General features: G+C 66.4%; 17 protein-coding genes and 1 pseudogene. 9 read left to right on the top strand and 9 right to left on the bottom strand.

Annotation, left to right across the window (positions count from 1 at the left end):
- Nucleotides 1-26: 26 nt before the first annotated feature.
- From ACN4E0_RS05160 to ACN4E0_RS05150, 3 genes are all read right to left on the bottom strand, one after another.
- The gene (locus ACN4E0_RS05160) at nucleotides 27-1,292 is read right to left on the bottom strand and encodes an amidohydrolase family protein (protein ID WP_419566328.1); all 1,266 of its coding nucleotides are present in this window, start codon (nucleotides 1,290-1,292) and stop codon (nucleotides 27-29) included.
- Nucleotides 1,289-2,683 (bottom strand): M20/M25/M40 family metallo-hydrolase, encoded by a 1,395-nt coding sequence (locus ACN4E0_RS05155; protein WP_419566326.1) that lies wholly within the window; start codon nucleotides 2,681-2,683, stop codon nucleotides 1,289-1,291. Before ACN4E0_RS05155 ends, ACN4E0_RS05160 begins: the two co-directional genes overlap by 4 nt.
- A 179-nt stretch (nucleotides 2,684-2,862) precedes the next feature.
- Nucleotides 2,863-4,365, bottom strand: coding sequence for a sulfatase (locus tag ACN4E0_RS05150; protein WP_419566324.1), 1,503 nt, complete (start codon nucleotides 4,363-4,365; stop codon nucleotides 2,863-2,865).
- 369 nt (nucleotides 4,366-4,734) lie between these two features.
- Between ACN4E0_RS05150 and ACN4E0_RS05145 the strand changes: the two genes are divergently transcribed.
- Entirely contained in the window at nucleotides 4,735-5,742 is a 1,008-nt protein-coding gene (locus tag ACN4E0_RS05145) for a formylglycine-generating enzyme family protein (protein ID WP_419566320.1), read from the top strand.
- On the opposite strand, the gene ACN4E0_RS05140 is transcribed toward ACN4E0_RS05145, so the two are convergent.
- Entirely contained in the window at nucleotides 5,739-7,346 is a 1,608-nt protein-coding gene (locus ACN4E0_RS05140; protein WP_419566317.1) for a phytoene desaturase family protein, read from the bottom strand. The genes ACN4E0_RS05145 and ACN4E0_RS05140 overlap by 4 nt on opposite strands.
- On the bottom strand, nucleotides 7,343-8,509 hold the full coding sequence (locus ACN4E0_RS05135; RefSeq protein WP_419566315.1) for an aromatic ring-hydroxylating oxygenase subunit alpha: 1,167 nt from the start codon (nucleotides 8,507-8,509) through the stop codon (nucleotides 7,343-7,345). Before ACN4E0_RS05135 ends, ACN4E0_RS05140 begins: the two co-directional genes overlap by 4 nt.
- Nucleotides 8,510-8,548: 39 nt before the next feature.
- Here ACN4E0_RS05135 and ACN4E0_RS05130 point away from each other — a divergent pair, with 39 nt between their 5' ends.
- Nucleotides 8,549-9,145: a TetR family transcriptional regulator C-terminal domain-containing protein gene (locus ACN4E0_RS05130; protein ID WP_419566313.1), complete on the top strand. Its 597-nt coding sequence runs from the start codon at nucleotides 8,549-8,551 to the stop codon at nucleotides 9,143-9,145.
- Here the strand turns inward: ACN4E0_RS05130 and ACN4E0_RS05125 are convergent.
- The 4 genes from ACN4E0_RS05125 to queF form a co-directional block, all read right to left on the bottom strand.
- Complete coding sequence (locus ACN4E0_RS05125; RefSeq protein ID WP_419566311.1) at nucleotides 9,142-10,425, bottom strand: amino acid permease; 1,284 nt, start codon at nucleotides 10,423-10,425, stop codon at nucleotides 9,142-9,144. The two genes, ACN4E0_RS05130 and ACN4E0_RS05125, sit on opposite strands and share 4 nt — an antisense overlap.
- A 4-nt stretch (nucleotides 10,426-10,429) precedes the next feature.
- Nucleotides 10,430-12,913: a TonB-dependent receptor gene (locus tag ACN4E0_RS05120; protein WP_419566309.1), complete on the bottom strand. Its 2,484-nt coding sequence runs from the start codon at nucleotides 12,911-12,913 to the stop codon at nucleotides 10,430-10,432.
- A gap of 154 nt (nucleotides 12,914-13,067) precedes the next feature.
- Nucleotides 13,068-14,840: a sulfotransferase gene (locus tag ACN4E0_RS05115; RefSeq protein WP_419566307.1), complete on the bottom strand. Its 1,773-nt coding sequence runs from the start codon at nucleotides 14,838-14,840 to the stop codon at nucleotides 13,068-13,070.
- Nucleotides 14,841-14,843: 3 nt separating this feature from the next.
- Nucleotides 14,844-15,302, bottom strand: a complete 459-nt coding sequence (gene queF / locus ACN4E0_RS05110; protein WP_419566304.1) for a preQ(1) synthase — start codon at nucleotides 15,300-15,302, stop codon at nucleotides 14,844-14,846.
- A 116-nt stretch (nucleotides 15,303-15,418) separates the two neighbouring features.
- On the opposite strand from queF, the gene ACN4E0_RS05105 reads away from it, so the two are divergent.
- From ACN4E0_RS05105 to ACN4E0_RS05075, 7 genes and pseudogenes are all read left to right on the top strand, one after another.
- A complete protein-coding gene (locus tag ACN4E0_RS05105) occupies nucleotides 15,419-16,513 on the top strand; it encodes a hypothetical protein (RefSeq protein WP_419566303.1) in 1,095 nt (364 codons plus the stop codon).
- A 37-nt stretch (nucleotides 16,514-16,550) separates the two neighbouring features.
- Nucleotides 16,551-17,384, top strand: coding sequence for a sulfurtransferase (locus tag ACN4E0_RS05100; protein ID WP_419566300.1), 834 nt, complete (start codon nucleotides 16,551-16,553; stop codon nucleotides 17,382-17,384).
- A gap of 2 nt (nucleotides 17,385-17,386) precedes the next feature.
- Complete coding sequence (gene metC, locus ACN4E0_RS05095; RefSeq protein WP_419566298.1) at nucleotides 17,387-18,598, top strand: cystathionine beta-lyase; 1,212 nt, start codon at nucleotides 17,387-17,389, stop codon at nucleotides 18,596-18,598.
- Between the two features lie 2 nt (nucleotides 18,599-18,600).
- Entirely contained in the window at nucleotides 18,601-19,668 is a 1,068-nt protein-coding gene (locus ACN4E0_RS05090; RefSeq protein ID WP_419566296.1) for a mechanosensitive ion channel family protein, read from the top strand.
- 97 nt (nucleotides 19,669-19,765) lie between these two features.
- Nucleotides 19,766-20,524 carry a uroporphyrinogen-III C-methyltransferase gene (gene cobA / locus ACN4E0_RS05085; protein WP_419566294.1) on the top strand — a complete coding sequence of 253 codons (759 nt, stop codon included), beginning with the start codon at nucleotides 19,766-19,768 and terminating at the stop codon, nucleotides 20,522-20,524.
- Entirely contained in the window at nucleotides 20,521-20,817 is a 297-nt protein-coding gene (locus ACN4E0_RS05080) for a DUF2849 domain-containing protein (protein WP_419566292.1), read from the top strand. The genes cobA and ACN4E0_RS05080 overlap by 4 nt, the downstream gene beginning before the upstream one ends.
- A pseudogene (locus ACN4E0_RS05075) lies at nucleotides 20,817-20,981 on the top strand (nitrite/sulfite reductase); the annotation flags it as partial. The gene ACN4E0_RS05080 and the pseudogene ACN4E0_RS05075, both read left to right, overlap by 1 nt.

Raw genomic sequence — 20,981 nt, 5'->3', positions numbered from 1 at the left:
GCCAAAGGTTCTGGCGATCCTTCCCTTTAGCGAACCAGTTCGCCGCCCTGCATCACATGCGCGACGGTTTCGAGCGCAGAGACATCGTCCAGCGGATCGACCGTGACCGCGATAAGGTCGGCGTATTTGCCCGGCGCGATCGATCCCAACTCGTCCTCGTGCCCGATCACCGTGGCGGCGCTCAGCGTGGCCGCGCGGATGGCCTGCGCGGGGGTCATGCCGTTGGCGACCATATAGGCGAATTGGCGCGCGTTGAGGCCGTGCGGATAGACTCCCGCGTCGCTCCCGAAGGCAAGCGGGACGCCCATCTCCACCGCGCGGCGGAAATTGTCGCGCTGGATCTGCGTGGTCTCGCGATTCTTGCGCAGATATTCCTCCGGCCAGCCCTCGCGCGTGCCGACCTCGTCGATCCAATCGCCGTTGAAGACGTCCATCACCAGCCAGACGCCCTGCACCTTCGCCATGGCGAGGCCTTCCTCGTCGATCAGGCTGGCATGTTCGATGCTGCGGGCACCGGCGCGGATGGCGTTCTTGATCCCCTCGGCGCCATGCGCATGCGCGGTGGCATAGCTGCCATGCGCCTTGGCGACGGCGATCGCGGCACGCATCTCGGCCTCGGTGACCTCGGGTTCGCCGGGCTCGGTACCGATGGCGAGCACGGCGCCGGTGGCGATGATCTTGAGGAAGTCGACCCCGTGGTCGAACAGGAACTCGGCCTTCTCGGCTGCCTCAGCGGGACCGGTCAGCACGCCCAGCCGCATGTCGGCGGGCAGCTGGTCGTTGGGGACCACGCCGTTCAACTCGCCGCCCCCTCCCGGATGCGTCAGATAGGCCCCGGCAACGAACATGCGCGGCCCGGGAACGAGCCCGCGATCGATCGCATCGCGCAGCGCCACATCGGTCAGACCGCGATAGGTCCCGACGTCGCGCACGGTGGTGAAGCCCGCCTCGAGCGTGATCCTGGCGTTGTGCGCCCCGGTGAGCGCGGTCAGCTGCGGCGAGGTCTTGAGCGGCAGGGCCAGGTCGGCATCCTGTCCCGCATCGGCGAGGTGGGTGTGCAGGTCGATGAGGCCGGGCAGCACGGTATAGGCCGACCAGTCGATCCGCTCGGCGCCTTCGGGGGTGGCGCCGCAGGCCTCCACGCGCGCGATACGCTCGCCTTCGACGAGGATGCATTGCCCCGCCGCCGTCGTCCCGTTCTCGACATCGAGCAGCCCGCCCGTCTCGACATAGAGCGACCCCGCGGAAGCCGGCGCGGCGAGCAGCGCGACGGCGAGGGCGAGCGCCCTCACTTCGACGCCAGTTCGGTCAGCAGCACGTGGTAGTAGTCGATGCTCCTGGCGATATTGGTGATCGGCACGCGCTCGTTGAGCCCGTGGGCATAGCCGTCGCTGTCCTTCATGAAGGTGCCGCTCGCTCCGTAGCTCGGCACACCCAGCGCGCGGTACCACATCGAATCCGACGCGCCCGAGGACTGCGAGGCGATGATCGGGACATCGCCGAAGGACGCGCGGATCGCCTTGGTCGCGGCATCGACGAAGGTCTTGTCGTAGGGCGAGGCATCGGCCTCGGTGACATACTCCGGATTGATCTCCTCGATCGTCAGCGCGGGTTCGTCCGCGACGTCCTTCAGCTCGGCGATGATCGAGGCTTTCGAGTGCCCCGGGAAGATGCGGCAATTGACGTAGCCGGTGGCGCGCTGCGGCAGTGCATTGAGCGCATGCCCGCCTTCGATCATCGTCGGCACGCAAGTCGTCCCGATTGAACCAATTGTGGCTGGATTGGCGCGCAATACGGCGATCGCTGCCTTGTCGGTGGGGTCCTTGGCGAAGGCACGCATGGCGGCGGCGAGCAGCGGATCGCCCTCGAAATCGGCGGCCTTGGAGAAATAGTCGCGGGTGATGTCGTTGACTTCGGGGGTAAAGCGGTAAGCCCCGATCCGGGCCAGCGCAGCCGATAGCTGGGCGATGGCATTGGTGTCGGTCGGCGCTGAACTGTGGCCGCCGGGATTGGTGACCTCGAGCTTGAAGTCGCCATAGGTCTTCTCTGCACCCTGCCAGACCCAATAGGCGGGCTTGCCGGTCGCCTCGTCGAGGACGCCCGAATTGCCGTCGACATTGAGCACCAGCTTGGCGTCCTTGAGTTTTTCGGCGATCATCTTGGAGGTGATCATCGTCGTCTCTTCATCGCCCGAATAGGCGATGACGATGCTGCGCTTCGGCTTGAAGCCCTGCTGGCGCAGCAGGATCGTGGCGACCATCGCCTGGACCGCGTCGAACTTGGTGTCGCTCGAACCGCGGCCATAGAGCATCCCGTTTTCGACCACGGCAGTGAAGGGATCGCGTTCCCAGTCCTCGGGCTTGGCCTCGACTACGTCCATATGCGCCGAAATGACGATCGGGCCGAGCGAGGGATCGCTGCCGGGCCAGGTCGCGATCAGATAGGCGGTGTCGTCGATCGGGACGATCTCGATGTCGTCGGCCGACCAGCCGCCCTTCAGCAGCGTGTCGCGGAACAGTTCGGCCACCCTGCCGGTCTCGTTGCCTTCGCCGCGCACCGAACGAATTCCGATCGCCTGCTGCGAGAGGTCGATGACTTCCTGTACGGCGGCCGGAGTGCTCCTGGCGGACGCGGGAGCTGCGGCGATGGACAAGAGGCTGAGGGCAATCAGGCTGGCACGCATGCGGATAGTTCCTCCGTGGGTTTCAGGGAGGCGTAGCACCCCTTCGGGCGCGATCAAATCACCGAAACGCTCGTCCGCTTGCCGCAGTCGAGTTCACGTCGCCCGCACCGTCGTGGTCCCGAGCGGCGGTTGCGATGCCGCCGGGATCTGCGAAAAAGAGGGCGCGTCCGAAAGGTCCCTTAACTCACGCGCCGCCGAACGACCTTCCAGCCGTCGACGCGCAGCTTTTCCAGCGCTGTCACTGCGTCGGCATAATTGGGATCGCGGGCGACGTTGGTCGTTTCGGAGGGGTCGGCCTGAAGGTCATAGAGCTCTTGGCCGCGCACCCGTCCGGCGGTGTCGATCCAGGCCGTGTAGCGATAGCGGTCGGTGCGCACGGTCTTCCCGGTGAGATAGCCGAGCCCCTGGGTGTAGGCTGCCTCTCGCTGGTACTGGGCGAAGGCGGCCTCTTTCCAGGCCCGGGTAGGCCAATAGAGAAGCTGCGCGAAGGAAAGGCCCTCAAGATCATCGGGCGTGGAGAGGCCGGTAATCGCGGCCAGCGTGGGATAGATATCGACCGACTCGACGATGCCCGACACTCGGGTGTTGGGCGATGTCCATCCCGGAGCGCGGACAATCAGCGGGATGCGAATATCGATATCTGCATTGCTGTGTTTGGCCCAGTAGCCGTGGTCGCCCAGCTTGAAGCCATGGTCGCCCCAGAGCACGACGATCGTGTCGTCTTCGAGACCATTGGCTTTGAGGCCCGCAAGCAGTTCGCCGACCAGGCCGTCCACGTAACTCACCGCAGCCAGATAGCCCCACTGAAGTTCGGTTGCCTTGCTTGCGGGGAGGTTCCGCCCGAGGCCTGCGAGATCGGCGTAGGCGCCTATCTCACCCTGAACGAAGGACCAAGCGTAGTTACCCTTCTGGCCTTCAGGGTTGATTGGCCGAGGGAGCGTGGACGGAGAGTATTTGTTCCAGTCTTCCTGTGGCGCGATAAAGGGCAGGTGCGGATGGCGGATGCCCACGGCAAGAAAGAAGGGCGCGCCGCTGTCTTTGAGTCTTGCCATGTCCGCCACGGCGAGCTTGGTTGCCCTCGTATCCAGCAGCGTCTCGCGATCCGGCCACCGGGCTGTCGACGCCGCGAAGGTATCGATCTTGGGTGCGCGCGCTTCCTTGTGCGGCTCGCTCCATCCGTCGGCATCGTCGGTGCTGTGATGGTAGATCTTGCCAATGCCTACTGTCGTGTATCCACCTGCCTTGAAGGTATCGAGCAAGGTCACTGCGTCGGGCGCATAGTCGTTCACGGTTCGATCGAGATTGATGATACCCGTCGTACTGGGACGCTTTCCGGTCAGCAGCGCCGCACGCGAGGGCCCGCACACTGCCTGGCTGACGAAAGCCCGTTCGAAGACTGCACCGGATCGCGCCAAGGCATCGATATTGGGCGTCTTCGCCACCAGATTGCCATAGGTGCCGAGATCCGGACGAAGGTCGTCGACCATGATGAATAGGATATTGTTCCGCGCCGTGGCTGGTGCGGGGGGCGGGGGCGGAGTCGGTGTGGGGGTTGGTGCAGGCGTCGGTGTCGGGGTGGGCGTCGACACGGGAGGCGTTGTCGCCACCGGCGGCGGAGCGGACCCGCTGCTCCCTCCACCGCAACTCACGCACAGCGTCGAAAAAGCCGCCACTGCGGCCATGTGAATAGAGCGCACGCCCACTACCCCAATCTTCCCGTAAAATTTCGTGAAAGTTCGAATCAATTCCGAAATCAGGTGCCTTTGGAGCCCCCGGCGTCCGCTATACTTGCAGAACGGCATTCTTGCAGCGATTTTCGTCTGGCGTCAGCGAAAAGCCCAAGAAGACATCCCTGCGTTGCTTGACGAGCACACCCCAAGCGATTGCCGCTGCTGGTGATGTCAAAGCGAGGGAAAATCTGTAAGGCCGGAATCCAGATGCAGATGGAGATCGTTCTGTGGCCGGTCGACGCTTGGGAATGCCATCAAACGCCATGCGATCGGCGGTGAAGCCGGTTTTAGGAGGACATGATTTTGCGTGGTAAGTTCGCCATGGCACTCGGTACTGCATTGCTGGTTGGGTCGGGGCTGGCGATCGTCGGTCTCACGGGCGGCCTGAACTCTGAGGGGAGCGCCGACAGATCGACTGCCGGGCCGGCGCGCGATTGCCGTAGCTTGCCCGATGGCACCGTCAGCCTTCCGGGTGGCACGTTCTCCATGGGCCAAACCGATGTCTATGCCGAGGAAGGTCCGGTGCGGCAGACGAAGGTCGACGGGTTTCGCATCGATCTGCACGAAGTCACCAATCGGCAGTTCGCCCGCTTCGTCAAGGAAACGAACTATGTGACGCTGGCCGAAAAGCCCGTCGATCCGGCGCTTTTCCCGGTTCCCGTCGACCAGGTTCCGCCGGACATGCTGCTACCCGGCTCGGCGGTATTCGTCGCTCCCGACAAACCCTCCAACAATTATGCCGACTGGTGGGAATATGTGCCGGGCGCGAACTGGCAAAAGCCCTATGGTCCCGACGGGCCCGGCGCGGTCCCGAACGAACCCGTCGTCCATCTCTCCTATGCGGATATGGAAGCCTATGCCGCCTGGCAGGGCGGACGTCTGCCGACGGAAGCCGAGTGGGAATATGCGGCCTCAGCGGGTGACCCGAAGTACACTACCCAGCCCAGCGAAGCGAACAGCTGGCAGGGCGTCTTCCCGGTCTTCAACGAAGAGAGCGATGGTTACAGGGATATCGCCCCCGTCGGCTGCTACGCTGCCAATTCGAACGGGCTCTACGACATGGTTGGTAACGTGTGGGAAATGACCAGCGACTTCTACCGCGCCGGACACGACCCCGACGACCGGGAAAACCCCCGAGGGCCCGGTATCGAAGCGGCCTACGATCCCGGCAATCCCGATTTTCCCTCGCGGGTCATGAAGGGGGGAAGCTATCTGTGCGCACCGAACTACTGCCAACGCTATCGGCCCGCTGCCAGAAGCGGTCGCGATCCGTCGATGGGAGCCAGCAATGTCGGGTTCCGGCTCGTCTATGACGCCGGCCCAGGCTAGATCGCCGAAAACCTCCGCCAGTTGCCGCGGTCGAAAATGACCTCGCGTGCGCAATTATGGCCCGGCGCGCCGGTGACGCCGCCGCCCGGGTGAGTGCCCGCGCCGCACATGTAGAGGCCCTTTACCGGCCCGCGATAGGCACCGTTTCCGAGCACGGGGCGCGCCGACCACAGCTGGTCGAGGCTCATGTGGCCATGCATGATATCGCCGCCGACGAGGCCGAACTTGTCGAAGAGGCCCTTGGGGCTGAGCACCTGACGTCCGAGGATCGAGGCGCGGAAGCCGGGCGCGACTGCCTCGACCGTGTCGATGATCGTCTCGGCGGCTGCGTCCTCCTCGTCGTCCCAGTTCCGCCCGTCGGGAAGCTCGGGCGCGAATTGCTGGCAGAACAAGCTGGCGACGTGCTGGCCGGGAGGAGCGAGGCTGTCGTCGACCGTGCTCGGAATCAGCATTTCGACAATTGGTCTTTTCGACCAGCCGTGCACCTTCGCATCGAGAAAGGCCTTGTCCATATAGGCGAGCGTCGGCGCCAGGATGATGCCCGATTGGTGATGCTCGCCGGGCTCGGGCAAGGCGGTGAAGCTGGGCAACTCACCGAGCGCCACGTTCATGCGGAAGGTGCCGCCACCCGCTTTGAATCCGCGCATCCGGCGGCGGAAATCCTCGGGCTGGTGGCTCTCGGCGAGCATCTTCCCGTAGAGCAGCTTGGGCCCGACGTTGGCGATCACACGTTTCGCCGCGATCTCCTCGCCGCTTTCGAGCCGGACGCCCGCGACCGTATCGCCGTCGACCAAGACCTCGGCGACGGGGGCTTCGAGGCTGATCTCCACTCCGTTCTCGCGGCAGACCTCGGCCATGATCTGCGTGATCGTGCCCATGCCGCCGACGCAATGGCCCCAGGCGCCCTTCTTGCCGTTCACTTCGCCGAAGACGTGGTGGAGCAGGACATAAGCGCTGCCCGGTGTATCGGGGCTGGCGTAATTGCCGACCACCGCGTCGAAACCGAAGGCGGCCTTGATCGCCTCGCTCTCGAACCACTGGCCGAGGAAGCTGGTCGCAGACTTGGTGAAGAGGTCGAGGATGTCGCGCTTCGCCTCTAGCCCCAGCCTGGCCATGCCCCAACCTTGCGCCGCGCCCGACAGCAGCGTGCGGAAGCCTTCGCCGACATTGGGCGGGCTCTTGAGTGCAAGGTCGCGGAGAACCTCGGCCACGCCCTCGAGCGCGTCGTAATAGGCGGGCAGCGCCTCGGCATCGGCATCGGAGAATCTGCGGAATTCGGCCTGCGTCCGCTCGATCCCGCCGCCGAGCTTGAGGTAACCGCCATCCTCCTGCGGCAGGAAGTTCGAGATCGGCCGCTCGATCACCCTGTATCCCCGGTCGACCAGCCGCATGTCGCGGATGACCTTGGGTTGCAGCAGGCTGACCGTGTAGCTCGCTACGGAATTGCGGAACCCCGGGTGGAATTCCTCGGTCACAGCGGCGCCGCCGACGACATCGCGCCGTTCGACGATGCGCACCTTCAACCCCGCCTGCGCGAGGTAGAAGGCGCAGACGAGCCCGTTGTGGCCTGCGCCGATGATCACGGCGTCGTATTGCTTTGTCATTTGTGGCTCCAGCCGGCAGGGGGTTGGTGTTCGCGGCGTGCCTCGGGAATGATGTCGCGTATGCGCTTGCAAAAGTGCCTGAGGCAGACTTCCTTGTCGGACAGCGGTCCCATCGAGAAGCTGCGCGACGCCATCCCGTCCTGCACCCGGGTGATCAGCGCGGTATCCTCGGCATTGACCTGCCGGTTGATGCGCCAGTTGCAGTAGCGCGCGGCGCGCATTGCCCGCCTTTCGTCGGGCAGGACATAGCTGATCTCGCGGATCAGACAGGTGGTCGGCCCGGTCGGCAGCCACTGCATGAAGTCGACCTGGTCGGGATAGATGTCGAAGGCGACGTTTGGCCAGAGCTTGAAATAGAGCCAATGGCGCTGGCTTTCCTCGGGCAGGTGCGGGACGGGCGGAAGCAGCTTCTGGTACATCCGCTCGGACCAGTTGGCGCTCTCGCGTTCGACCATGTCGCCCCACATGCGGTCGACATTGGTCTCGGCCTCCACCCCATAGCTCCTGCCGAACAGGCGGGTGAGGCCCGGATGTGCGACGGGGATGTGGAGGCCGTCGGAATAATTGTCGCCGACGTTCTTCCAGTTGACGTCTCGCGGGCGCAGCGTGACGCGGCCGAGCGCGGTGAGGTCCTCGAAGCGGTAGGGTTCGACCATCGCCTGGTAGGGCGCCATCATCTGTGCGACCGACGGGCCACCGTCGTCCTCCAGCCGGACGAAGACGAAGCCGCGCCAGATCTCGAGCTCGACCGGAGCGAGTCCGGCGCGGGTCTTGTCGAGCGTCGGGTAGCTGGCGCTGTCGGGCACGCCGGTCAGGCGGCCGTCGAGGTCGTATGTCCAGGCATGATAGGGGCACACCAGTTTCTTTGCGCAGCCGACGGCGCCGTCGACCAGTCGCGAGGCGCGATGGCGGCAGACATTCGTGAAGGCGCGCAGGATATCGTCCCTGCCGCGCACGACGATCACGCTCTCGCCGCAATAGTCGAGCGTGTGCCAGTCGCCGTGGTTCGGAATGTCGCTGACGTGGCAGACGACCTGCCAGCTGGGGCGGAAGATGCGTTCGAGTTCGAGGCGGTGGAATTCCTCGTCGTGGTAGGTCCAGGCCGGGAGGCTCCAGCCGTCGAGGGGGTCTGGTTGACCAAGTACATCCGCCTGCGTTGCCATCGCGCCCTCCTTGCTATACGCTCGTATAACAAGCTAGCCATGACCACACAACCGGCCTTTACCCGCGCTGCGCCCGATGCGCGCCGCCTGAGCCTGATCGAGGCGACCGGACGCGTGCTTGCCGCAAAGGGCGCGGCGGGAGTCTCGGTGCGCGCGATCTGCGCGCAAGCAGGGGTCTCGCCCGGCCTCCTGCGGCACTATTTCGCGGGCGTTTCGGAGGCGATCGCGGAGACCTATCGCTGGACCGGCGCACGCATCGCCGAGGCGCTGGCCGAGGCGGTCGCCGAAGCGGGAGAGGACCCGCGCGCCCGCGTGCTCGCCTATCTCACCGCCAGCTTCCGCCCGCCGATCGCCTCGCCCGAGCTGCTCGCGAGCTACGTCGCCTTCTGGAGCCTCACGCGCAGCGATGCCGCCGTCGCCGCGGTGCGGGCCGAGGTCTATGGCGACTTTCGCGAGGAACTCGAACGCCTGCTCGTCGCATGGCGCCCGCAGCTCGCCGATCCAAGCCTGACAGCAATTGCGCTGACCGCGCTTATCGACGGGCTGTGGCTCGAACTGTCGCTCGGCGGGGCGCCCTTCAGCACCGGACAGGCGGGCGAGCTCGCCGCGCGCTGGCTCGATACGCTGGCGGCCTAGCCGCGCCGTGCCCACCAGTAGAGCGGGAGCCCGGCGAGCATCAGCACGAGGCTCCAGCCGCTGGCTTCCCAGCCCGCACCCCACAGCGTCCAGACCGCGTAGACGGCACCCGGCAGCGCGACCACGCGTGCGATGCGCAGCCGCCAGGCGGCCAACGCGCAGGCGAGATAGAGCCACAGCGCCGCGCTGGTCGAAAGCAGCAGCACGAATTCGTAGATCGCCTGCATCGAACGGCTCGCATTGATGAGCAGGCAGAGCGTCGCGATCACGCTCGAGGCGATCAGCGCCTGTAGAGGCGTGCCACGGGCATCGGTGCGCGCGAACCAGGCGGGCAGCATCCGCCGCATCGCCATGTTGCGGGGCAGTTCGCCCTGCATCAGCACCCAGCCGTTGATCGCGCCGACGCAGCTGATGATGGCGAAGACCGTCACCAGCGATGCGGCCTCGGCCGACCAGTAGCGCGCGACGAAGCTCGCCAGCGGGGCGGGGGAGGCCACGGCCTCCGCCTCGGGCAGCATCAGCGCGACCGCCGAGCACACCAGCAGGTAGATGAGGCCGGTGAGCGCCGTGCCCCACATGGTCGCACGCGGCACGTTGACCTCGGGGTTCTCGACCTGCGCGGCGGCGAGGCTGGCGCATTCGAAGCCGAGCAGCGCGAACAGCGTCAGCGCTGCCGCGCCGCGCAGGTCGGTGCCGTTGATCGTCGCGGGTTCGTAGGGGCGGATTTCGGCACTGCCATCGCCGAGGACGATCGCCGCGACGACGATCACGGCGAGCAGCGGCAGCGTCTTGAGCACGACCGTCAGGATCTGGAAATTGCCCGCCGCATGGACTCCGCGCAGGTTGATCAGCGTCATCGCCCAGACGAGCGCGATCGAGCACAGTGCGGGGGCCATCGGCGTCGTGCCGATCCAGGGGACGAAGGCCGATAGATAGCTGATCGCCGCCACCGCGATGGAGACCACCGCAGTCCACACCGAGACCCAGTATATCCAGGCGACGAGGAAGGCGGCGACTTCGCCGAAGCCTTCCTCGACGAAGCCCATCGGGTCGCGCGCCGCGGGCAGGGCCCTGGTCAGCACCGCGAGGAGCCAGGCGAGCACCAGCGTCCCGGCAATGGTCACCAGCCAGCCGAACACGGCGTTCCAGCCGAAGGGGGCCAGGCTGGCGGGCAGCAGGAACACGCCCGACCCGATCATGTTGCCGACGACCAGCGCGATGGCAGCGAAAAGGCCGAGCTTGCGACCCGGCCTTTCCGTGGTGTCGGTCGGTGCGGTCACCGGATCAGAAATCGAAGCCAGCCTTGAGCCCGACGATCCGCGGCTTGATCACGACGTCGTAGAAGACACCGCCCGTCGTGCTGACCCCGTCGGGATCGCCGCAGGTGGTCTCGAGGCACTGGACCCCGCTGTTGATCACCCCGCGTTCGTCGAACAGGTTGGTGGCGAAGAGTTCGAACCGCATGCCATCCTTCTTCACCCCAAAACTCAGATCGACCGTCGTGTAGGCGTCGAAATTGCCTTTCAGAGCGTTCTGGAAAGGTCGCAAATCGCTGCGGCGCTTGCCGATGTGTGCCAGCGCGCCCTGGATATGCGCGTCCCATGATCCAAGCGGGAATTCGTAACGTGCCAAGGCGTTGCCCTTGAACTTGGCGGTGACCGGGAGTCGTGATCCGGAAGGGGCGAGCGTCGTGTTTTCCTCATTCGTCCCCGGATCGATCATGCCGTTGCCGTTGAGGTCGACGTCGACCGTACAATCGAAATCCGAAACCGCGATGGCACAGAAATCGCGCCGGATCTTTGCGTCGTTGTAGCTGCCCGAAAGCGATAGCGTCAGGCCGTTGGCGGCATAGGTGAAATCGGCCTCGACGCCACGGATGCGGGCGATCCCGGCATTGCGGATCTCGGTCAGGCCGTTCAGCCCGAGGAACGACAGCTGAATGTCGCTCCAGTCCTCCTGATAGACCGCGCCGTTGAAGGTCACGTCGCCGAAGCGGGTCTTCCAGCCAATCTCGTAATTGTCGAGCGAGTCGGGTCCATAGGGATCGAGCGTTCCGCGCCGGTTGATGCCGCCGGGGCGGAAACCCTGCGACCATGTGGCATAGACCAGCACGTCGGGATTGATCGTGTAGGTCGCGTTGAGCTTGTAGATCGCGTCGGTATCGGACGTGGTCTTGTCGAGATTGGTACAGGGGGAGCCGTCGACCACCGGCGGCGCCAGCGTCCCGCCGGGATTCTCGTTGAGCGGCGGTCCATCGGTGGTGAAGCAGGCCGACACGCCGGTGCGCGAGGAGAAGTTCTGCGCATAGCCGAAGAAGCCGATCAGCGAGTTCTTGTACTTGTACAGGCGCGCGCCGCCGGTCAGCGTCAGCTGGTCGGTCACGTCGAAGCTGATCTCGCCGAAGGCCGCATAGTCGCGGTCGGTGCGATCCTGCCGGGTCAGCCAGATATCGCTGGCGGTGCCGGGGACCACGTTGACGTCTGCGATGCCGTCGATGATGTAATTCTGCGTGATTTCGTGCTTCTGGCGCTGCGCGAACAGTCCGCCGATGAAGCGCACGGGCGCCGTCTGCGGGCTCGAAATGCGGATTTCGCCGAAGGCGCGGCGGTATTTGTCGCCGCCCTGGATGTACTGGTTCGGGCTGACGAGGTCGCCGGCGTTGTCGTAGAAATAGGCCCCGTAGCCATAGAGCGCGTCGTAGAAATAGGCGTAGTCCGAATAGTCGGATTCGACCCGGTCCTTGCGCCACAATCCGCCGCCGGTCGCAACCAGGTCCCAATTGCCGATCTTGCCCTCGACGGTCAGCGCCGCCTGCAGCCATTGGTCCTTCGAATATTCGCGATTGTACTGCACGGTCTGGAGATCGTCGTTGACCGCGGTGGAGCGTTCCTGCGCGAAGCTGCCATGTGCGGTCTGGACCTGGCCCATCACGGTGGGACGGATCGTCCAGTTGTCGTCGAGCTCGATGCCCAACGCGATGCGGCCGCCATAGGTGTCGACATCGTTGTAGTCGTCCTCGACGAAAGCCCCATTGTTCTGTGTGATGCCCGAACTCGGATAGGTGCGGCTGCCGGGGATGTTGTCGATGTAGCCGCCATCGTGTCGATACCACCCGACCACGCGCAGTGCGGCGCGATCGGACAGGGCGAAATTGTAGAAGCCTTCGATCGTCCCGCCCAGGTCACCATGCGCGACCATGTTGCCCTCGAGGTCGATCGCCCCGTAGCTGTCGCCGTAGTCGGGCTGGTTGGTGACCAGCTTGATCGTGCCCGCCATCGAGCTGGCGCCGTAGAGCGTGCCTTGCGGCCCCGCCAGCGCCTCGACCCGGGCGAGATCGTAGGCATGGATGTCGAGCGCGCCCTGGATGGTCGTGATCGGCATTTCGTCGAGGTAGGTGCCGACAGTCGGCAGAGAGGCCGAATGGTTGGCGTTCTCGCCGCTCGCCACACCGCGGAAATAAACCTGGCTGAAACCCGGCGCGGCGGTCTGGATGGTGACCGAGGGGAGGAACTTGACCGCATCCTGCAGCTCGCTGACCTGGAGCTGGTCGAGCTTCTCCGTGCCGAAGGCCGTGATGGAGGCAGGAACGTCCTGCAGATCCTGTTCGCGCTTGTTGGCGGTGACGATGATGACGTTGCGGTCGGTCGGCGTGGTTGCCGTTGTGCCCTCTGCGTCCTGCGCGAAGACCGGCGTCGAAATCGACAGGGCCGGCCCCGCGAGCAGGCTCGCGGCAAGAGACAGGTGACGCGTCGAAGGCTCGAATGGCATGTTTACCTCCCTAAATGCGACCCGGTCATATAACCGCCACTTTTCAGCCGCTTTGCCAAGCCCGACATGGCCCCGCCGGTCGATTACACACAGCTTTCTGTCGATTGTATGGCACAATTGCCACGCCAAGCTGCAGCTGGACGCAAGGAAGTTGCTAGCGCGCGTAGGTTTGCGGAAGGTCGCGCAAAGTAGCCTCCAGTGGGCCCAGCCACGCGCAATAGGGCTGCCACTGGCCCACGCCATCGCGGTTGATCGGGCGCCTGACCTGTTCGGACGACGCAGTGCGCACCGCCCGGTCGGTCTCGTGGAAGGCGAGGCAGGCCTGCTCGAAGGGCAGGCCGAGATGGGCGAGCATCGCGCGCACTTCGGTCTCGGGGTCGTCGAGCAGGCGTTCGTGGATCACGCGGTGGATACGCCCGGGCAGGACCGCATCGTAGTGGTCCATCGCGCGCACATAGTCGGCGTAATAGCGGCCGATGTGGTCGAGCGAATAGGAGAAGCCCTGGCCCTTGGCGAAATGCTGGCGGAAGTTCGAAAAGCAGCAGTCCAGCGGATGGCGCCGCGCGTCGACGATCTTCGCATGGGGCAGGATCAGGTGGATAAAACCGGCATAGCTCCAGTTGTTGGGCAGCTTGTCGATGTAGAAGGGCTTGCCGGTCTTGCGCTGAACCCGGGTGCGGGCGAGGAATTCCTCGCCGAGTTCGGCGAAGCGTTCGCGCGGGAGTTCGGCCACCGCGTCGGGCCAATCGCGCAGGTCGCCGCCGGCCTTCTTCGCCTCGCGCATGGCGATGGCGGGGATGTCGGGCAACTCCATCGTGCCCTCGACCATCGAGTGGCTGGCGAGGATCTGTTCCAGCAGCGTCGAGCCCGCGCGCGGCAGGCCGAGAATGAAGATCGGGTCCGGGCTCGGATCGCCGACTCCTGCGTGCGCGGCGAGGAATTCGGGGGTGAGCACCTCGATCGTCCGGTCGACCAGCGCGGTGATCGTCTCGGGCTCGTAGCCCAGTTCCTCGCTGCGCAGCGCATTGCCGCGCTCGTAGTGGCGAAAGCTCGCCTCGACCTCGTGCCGGTCGGCATATGCCTTGCCGAGCGCGAAATGGAGGTGAAGCGCGTCCTCGTGGCCCGGATCGCCCGCCAGCGCGGCCTCCATCGCGGCGACATCCTCGTCGCTGAACTTCACGGTCTTGAGGTTGGCGAGGCTCCACCAGACCTCGCCCAGATCGGGCTGGACCGCCAGTGCCGCACGATAGGCGGCCACGCCATCCTCCTGCCGTCCGACCGTCTTGAGCATGTGGCCGTAGCTCATCTGCAGCTTGGCATGGTCGGGGAAGGTTTCGACCAGCTCGGCATAGAGCCTGAGCGCCTCGTCGTAATCGCCGATCCGACCGAGCGTCGCGGCCATCAGGTTGCGATTGCCGGGGTTGGCCGGGTCGCGCAGGATCACCTCGTCGAGCACCGCGGCGGCCTCTTCGTAGCGGCTCTGCTTGTAGAGGACATTGGCGAGATTGGCGCGCGCGGCGGTGAAACCGGGGGCCAGCTCGAGCGCGCGGCGCAGCAGCGTCTCCGAATCGCCGAGCCGGCCGATCCGCGCGGCGAGTTCGGCCATCAGCCGGATCGCGGCGGCATCGGTCGGCTGGTCGCGCAGCCTCTGGCGCAGCAGCCGTTCGGCGGTCTGCAGGTCGTTGTCGAGCATGGCGCCGGCGATCGCGATCATCTGGGGCTCGAGCGCGGTGGCGCGGATCGCGGCCATCTCGGCCTCGCTCGCCGCCTCGTCCTCGCCGAGCCTGCGCAGCGCGCGGCCGAGCCAGCGCCAGGCGCCGGTGTTGCGCGGGTCGCGCGCGACGACGGTGCGCAGTTCCTCGGCCAGCGCGCCCGGATCGCGTTCGAGACGCTCGGGCAGCGGGAGACGCGCGGGCGCGCCGCTCATCCGTCAGCCGCGTCCGCGATAGGAGGAAACGCCCTGGTCGGGCAGCCACAGGCCTGCGGGCGGGGCGCCGCTCTGCCAGAAAACGTCGATCGGGATGCCGCCGCGCGGGTACCAATAGCCGCCGATGCGCAGCCATTGCGGCCGCATCTCGTCGAACAGCCGCTGGCCGATGCCGACGGTCACGTCCTCGTGGAAGCCGCAATGGTTGCGGAACGACCCGAGGAACAGCTTGAGGCTCTTCGATTCGACGATCGTTTCACCGGGGGCGTAGTCGATCACGAGATGCGCGAAATCGGGCTGGCCGGTGACCGGGCACAGCGAGGTGAACTCGGGCGCGGCGAAGCGGACCATGTAGAGCTGGCCCCGGCGCGGGTTGGGGACGTAGTCGAGCTCGGCCTCCTCGGGCGAGGCGGGCAGCGCGGTATTCGCGCCGAGGAACTTGGGGGCAGGTGTGTCGCTCATGCCGCGCTCCTGCCGCGAAGCGCTCGCCAGCGCAAGCCGGGGCTTGGAAGCGCGCGCTTCAGTACCTATTCAGCGCGGCTCCGCACTGTGCGCCTTTTCCTGCGAAACGATCCCCCGTGAAGCATCTTTCGACCCGCCTTTCCCTGCTCGCCCTTGCCGCCGCGCTGCCCGCCATGGCGCAGGCGCAGTCGGCCAGCGATTTCTCGCTCCAGCCCGCGCCGACGCCCTCGGCGAGCCCGCAGGCTCAGGGCCCCGCCGATACGCGCGCCGGAGTCCCCATCGCGCCGCGCGCGGTTAACACGCCGACCCCGACCCCCGCGGCGACCCCGACGCCTCGGGCCACGCAGGCGCCGCCGACCGCGCAGCCGACGCGGGCCCCCTCCGCCGGGCCGACGCCGGTGCCGAGCCCGCTCCCGACGGTGACGCAGCGAGCGGTGGCGACGAGCGCGGCGCAGCCGCAGGCCTCCGCGCCGCCGCCCGAGGCCGCCACCGACACGGCAACGCCGCGAGTGCTCCCGACGTCGACGGCCACTCCTCCGGCAGCCATCGCCACGGCCACGCCCGAGCCCGAGGCGCCGGGCGAGGACTTCCCCTGGCTGCCCGTCGCCGCGGTGGCGGGCCTGATCGCGCTGCTCGGTGCGGGCTTCGTCGCCTGGCAGCGCCGGCGCGAGGCCGTGGTGCCCGAAATCGAGCGGCCGGTCGTTGCAGGTGCCGGCGCAAGCCCCGCAGTGCCGCTGCCCGACGCCCTCGCGGTCGGTATCGAGCACGAGAAGCTCATCCGCAGCGCCGCCTTCGCGACGCTCAAGTACCGCATGACGCTCGCCAATCGCACCGGCGCGCCGCTGACGCAGCTGGCGGTGGGGCTCGATCTCGTCTCGGCGCATGCCGCGCTGCCGGTGGAACAGCAGCTCGCCACGGCCGCGACCGCGCTGGAGCGCCGCCACGAGATTGCGCGCATCGGACCGCACCAGAGCGTCGCGATCGAAGGGCAGGTGCAATTGCCGCTGGCGCAGGCGCATGTCATCCGCCAGGGCCGCCATCCGCTGCTCGTGCCGTTGCTGCGCGTGCGGATCGACGGCCCGGGCGAGGAGGCGCTGGTCAAGACCTTCGTCGTCGGACAGGGCGTCCCCGGCGGTACGCGCGTCCAGCCCTTCAACCTCGACGAAGGTCCGCGCAGCTACGCCCCCATCGCCCAGCGCGAGCTTGCCTAGCTCGACTTCGCCCGCTGCGCCCGCTAACCGGGCGGAGATGGATAGTCTCGTTTCGACCCAATGGCTTGCCGACCGGCTCGGGACGGGCGGCCTCGTCGTGCTCGATGCCACGATGCACCTGCCCGACTCCCCCCGCAACGCCGCCGCCGACTTCGATGCGGCGCATATTCCGGGCGCGCGGTTTCTCGACCTGGTCACCTTCGTCGATCCGGCATCGGAAGTGCCCAAGGCGCTCCCCAGCGCGCGGCAGTTCGCCGGCCGGCTGGGCAGGTTGGGAATCGCGCCCGGCGACCACGTGGTGCTCTATGACGACAGCCAGATCCGGAGCGCCGCCCGCGCCTGGTTCATCTTCCGGCTCTACGGCTTCGAGAGCGTCGCCATTCTCGACGGAGGCCTCGCCAAGTGGAAGGCCGAAGGGCGAAGCCTGGACGAGGGTCCCGCCTTCTGCGCCCAGACCGAATTTCCGCTGCCGACCCCGGTCCGCGAAGTCCGCACGAAGGCCGAAATGCTCGCCAATTGCGGGGCTTGCGAGCAGCAGGTCGTCGATGCGCGCGACGCCGCGCGCTTCGCGGGCGAGGAGGCGAGTGGCTCCGAAGGCCATATCCCCGGAGCCGCCAATGTGCATTTCCCGCTACTCTTCGCCGAGGACGGCACCTATCGCGCAACCGGCGAGATCGCAGCGCTGTTCGCCGATGCCGGTCTCGATCCCGCGAAGCCGGTCGTCACCTCCTGCAACAGCGGGATGACCGCCTGCGTCCTCGCCTTTGGCCTGCACCTGGCGGGCAGGGACGACGTCGCGCTCTACGACGGAAGCTGGCTCGAATGGGGTGCCGATCCCGACATGCCCAAGGAAAAGGGGGCGTCGCGCTGACCATGGCGGGTGGAGACCAAGGCAATGATCGCCCCGCCACGCGGCTCGTCACCGGGGGGCGGTCGGGCGATTTCGCGCAACACGTCGTCAATCCGCCGGTCTGGCGCGCAAGCACGCATCTTTACGCGAACTGCGAAGACCTGAGAGAGCGAAAGGCGCAAAACCGGGACGGGCAATTCTTCTACGGCCGTCGCGGCGCGCCGACGCAATGGGCGCTGTGCGAGGCGCTGACCGCGATCGAGCCTGGTGCGGCGGGAACCGTGCTCTATCCCAGCGGTCTCGCCGCGCTCGTCGGTGCCCTGCTGGCGGTGCTGCGCAGCGGCGACGTGCTGCTGGTGGCGGACAATGCCTACGATCCGACCCGCAACGCCGCGACCGGGCTGCTCAAGAGCCTTGGCATCGAGCACCGCTTCTTCGATCCGCTCGACCTCGAGGCTTATCAAGCCGCCTTTTGCGAGCGCACCCGGGCGGTGATGCTCGAGGTCCCGGGCAGCCTGACGATGGAGGTCTGCGACATTCCCGCGCTGGCGCGCATCGCGCGCGAGAAGGGCACGGTGAGCCTGGTCGACAACACCTGGGCCACCGCACTCGGCTTCCAGGCGCTCGAGCACGGCTGCGATATCGCAGTGACCGCGCTGACCAAGCATGTCGGCGGCCATTCGGACGTGATGATGGGGGCGGCCAGCGCGGGCGAGCGCTGGTATCGCCGCTTGCGGCTCGGTGCGCAGCAACTGGGCCACGTGGTTTCGCCCGACGATGCCGCACTGGTCCTGCGCGGGTTGCGGACCATGGGCGTGCGGCTCGAACGCCAGAGCGCCAGCGCGTTGGCGATCGCCGAATGGCTCGACGCTCGCGAGGATGTGGCGCATGTCCTCTCTCCCATGCTCCCCGGCACGCCCGGTCATGCGATCTGGCAACGCGATTTCACCGGCGGCTGCGGCCTTTTCAGTTTCGTCCTCAAGGGGCGTGACGATGCCGCGCGCTGCCGACTGGTCGATGCGTTGCGCCTGTTCGGGATCGGCTACAGCTGGGGCGGCTTCGAAAGTCTCGCGCTGCCCTTCGACGTCGAGCCCGTGCGCGGTGTCATGCCTTGGCCCCCGGCGGGATGGGGGCTTGAGGATTGCCATGCCATCCGGCTATCGATCGGACTCGAAGACAGGGACGATCTGATCGCCGACCTTGCCAAGGGCTTCGCGGCGATGAACGAAGGATAGACGTGCAGGGCGCAACCCCGACCAGCGTGGCCAGTACCGCCTCCGCTCCTCCGGTCGAACAGGCCTGGAGCCTGGCCGAGCCGGTAAGGGAGGAGAGCTCCGTCGCCGCCGCCGAAGGCGCCAAGGAGGCGCTCAGCTCGAAGAGCGAGACGGTCGGCTCGGTGATCGACACGCTCGATGCCGTGGCCTTGTCCTTCGGATCCTTCCGCATCTCGCTGTTCGATGTGCTGATCGTCAGCGCGGTGATCGTCGGCGTCCTCGTCTTCGCATGGTTCGTCAGCAAGATGGGGCGGCGACTGATGCGCCGGATGACCCGGCTCGACGAAGCACAGCAATTGCTGGCCGAGAAGATCGTCACCATTCTCGTCTGGGCGGCGGCCTTCTTCCTCGGGATCGACCTCCTCGGGATCGACCTGACCGCACTGGCGGTATTCTCGGGCGCCTTCGGCCTGGCGATCGGTTTCGGCCTGCAGAAGACCTTCGGCAACCTGATCGCCGGGATCATCCTGCTGATGGACCGTTCGATCAAGCCGGGCGACGTCATCGCGGTGGCAGACATGGCGGGCAACGAGAGTTTCGGTCAGATCCGCAAGATCGGCATCCGCGCCGTTTCCGTGACCACGCGCGACCAGCGCGAATATCTGATCCCCAACGAAAACCTGATGATCAACCAGGTCGAAAACTGGTCCTATTCGTCGAAGAACGTTCGCATGCAGGTGCCCGTCGGGGTCAGCTACGAAGCCGACATGAAGCTCGCAGAAGAACTGATGCTCGAGGCGGCGAAGAGCTCCGAGCGCGTCCTCAAGGCTCCCCCGCCGACGGTCTGGATGAGCGAATACGGCGACAGTTCGGTCAATTTCATCATCCACTGCTGGATCCAGGACCCCGAGGAGGGCGTAGGCAATGTGCGCAGCGCGGTGCTCAAGAAACTGTGGTGGCTGTTCAAGGAGAACGGCGTCGAAATTCCCTTCCCCCAGCGCGACCTGCATATCCGTTCGAGCGACCAGTTCGACCGGCTGATCGACATCATGGCGCAGGGCAGGGGCGGGGCGGCAGACGCGAAAGATTAGGTTGCCGGGCGCACAGCACCGGTTTCAAAATCTCGGCTTCCACGCCAGACACGCATTGTGATTGGCGCCAGGCGACCCCGACCCGCATCTTGCGGGCATGTCACATTCCGGAACCATCTTTCTCGTCGGCGCGGGACCGGGCGACCCCGATCTCCTGACGATCCGCGCGGCGCGGCTGATCGAACGCGCGCGCGTTATCGTTCATGACGGCCTCGTCGACCCGGCGATCCTCGCGCTGGCGCGCAAGGATGCCGAGCTGATCTCGGTCGCCAAGCGCCGTTCGCACCACACCCTGCCGCAGGAGGAAATCAGCGATTTGCTGGTGCGCATCGCGCGCTCGGGCGAGGACGTGGTCCGCCTGAAGGGAGGCGATCCCTTCATCTTCGGGCGCGGCGGCGAAGAGGCCGAGGTCGCGCATGCAGCGGGCGTGCCGGTCGAAGTCGTCCCCGGCATCAGCGCGGCCAATGGCGCCGCGGCGGCTGCGCAGATCGCACTGACGCATCGCGAGGCATCCTCCATCGTCAGCTTCGTCGCCGGCCAGTGCAAGGGGCTGAAGGATCAGGACTGGGCGGGCCTTGCGGGCAAGGGCCGCACACTGGTGATCTACATGGGCGTCAAGACCGCGCCGCAGATTGCCGAGAAACTGATCGAGGACGGGCTCGCGCCCGACATGCCCGTGGCGGTGATCGAGAACGGCACGCGGCCCGAAATGCGCGTGCTGCGCGGACTGCTCGCGGGCCTGCCAGAACTGGTCGAGCGCGAGGCGGTCGTCAGCCCGGCGCTGATCGTCATCGGCGAGGTGACCGCACGCGATGCCGCGGCGCTCGCCCGCCAGGCGCAGGAGGCCGCACGATGAGGCTGCTCACCGGAAACGATCTCAAGACCGGCGCGGTCACCTGGTGGACCGGCAGCGACTGGTCGATCCATGTCGAAGACGCCGCCGACGTGACCGGCAGCGAGGACGAGATCGCCCGCCGCGAGGAAGCAGCGCGCCGGGTCAATTCTCCCTACGCGGTCGATGCCGAAATGCACGAGGGCTCCCCCCGGCCCTCGCACATCAAGGAGCGCGTCCGCGCGCTCGGCCCGACCGTTCGCCCCGACCTGTCCCTCAAGCCGGCCGATCCCGACATCGGCAATTGGGTGATCTGATGTACAAATACGATAGCTACGACCAGGCGATGGTCGATGCCCGCGTCGAGGAATTCCGCGACCAGGCGCGTCGCCGCCTCGAAGGCAAGCTTACCGAGGACCAGTTCAAGCCGCTGCGGCTGATGAACGGCCTCTACCTCCAGCTCCACGCCTACATGCTGCGC

The sequence above is a fragment of the Qipengyuania sp. genome, from assembly GCF_048550555.1.
Classification (GTDB): domain Bacteria; phylum Pseudomonadota; class Alphaproteobacteria; order Sphingomonadales; family Sphingomonadaceae; genus Qipengyuania.
The sequence above is the reverse complement of the archived record's forward strand: the minus strand, read 5'-3'. Positions and strand labels throughout refer to the sequence as shown.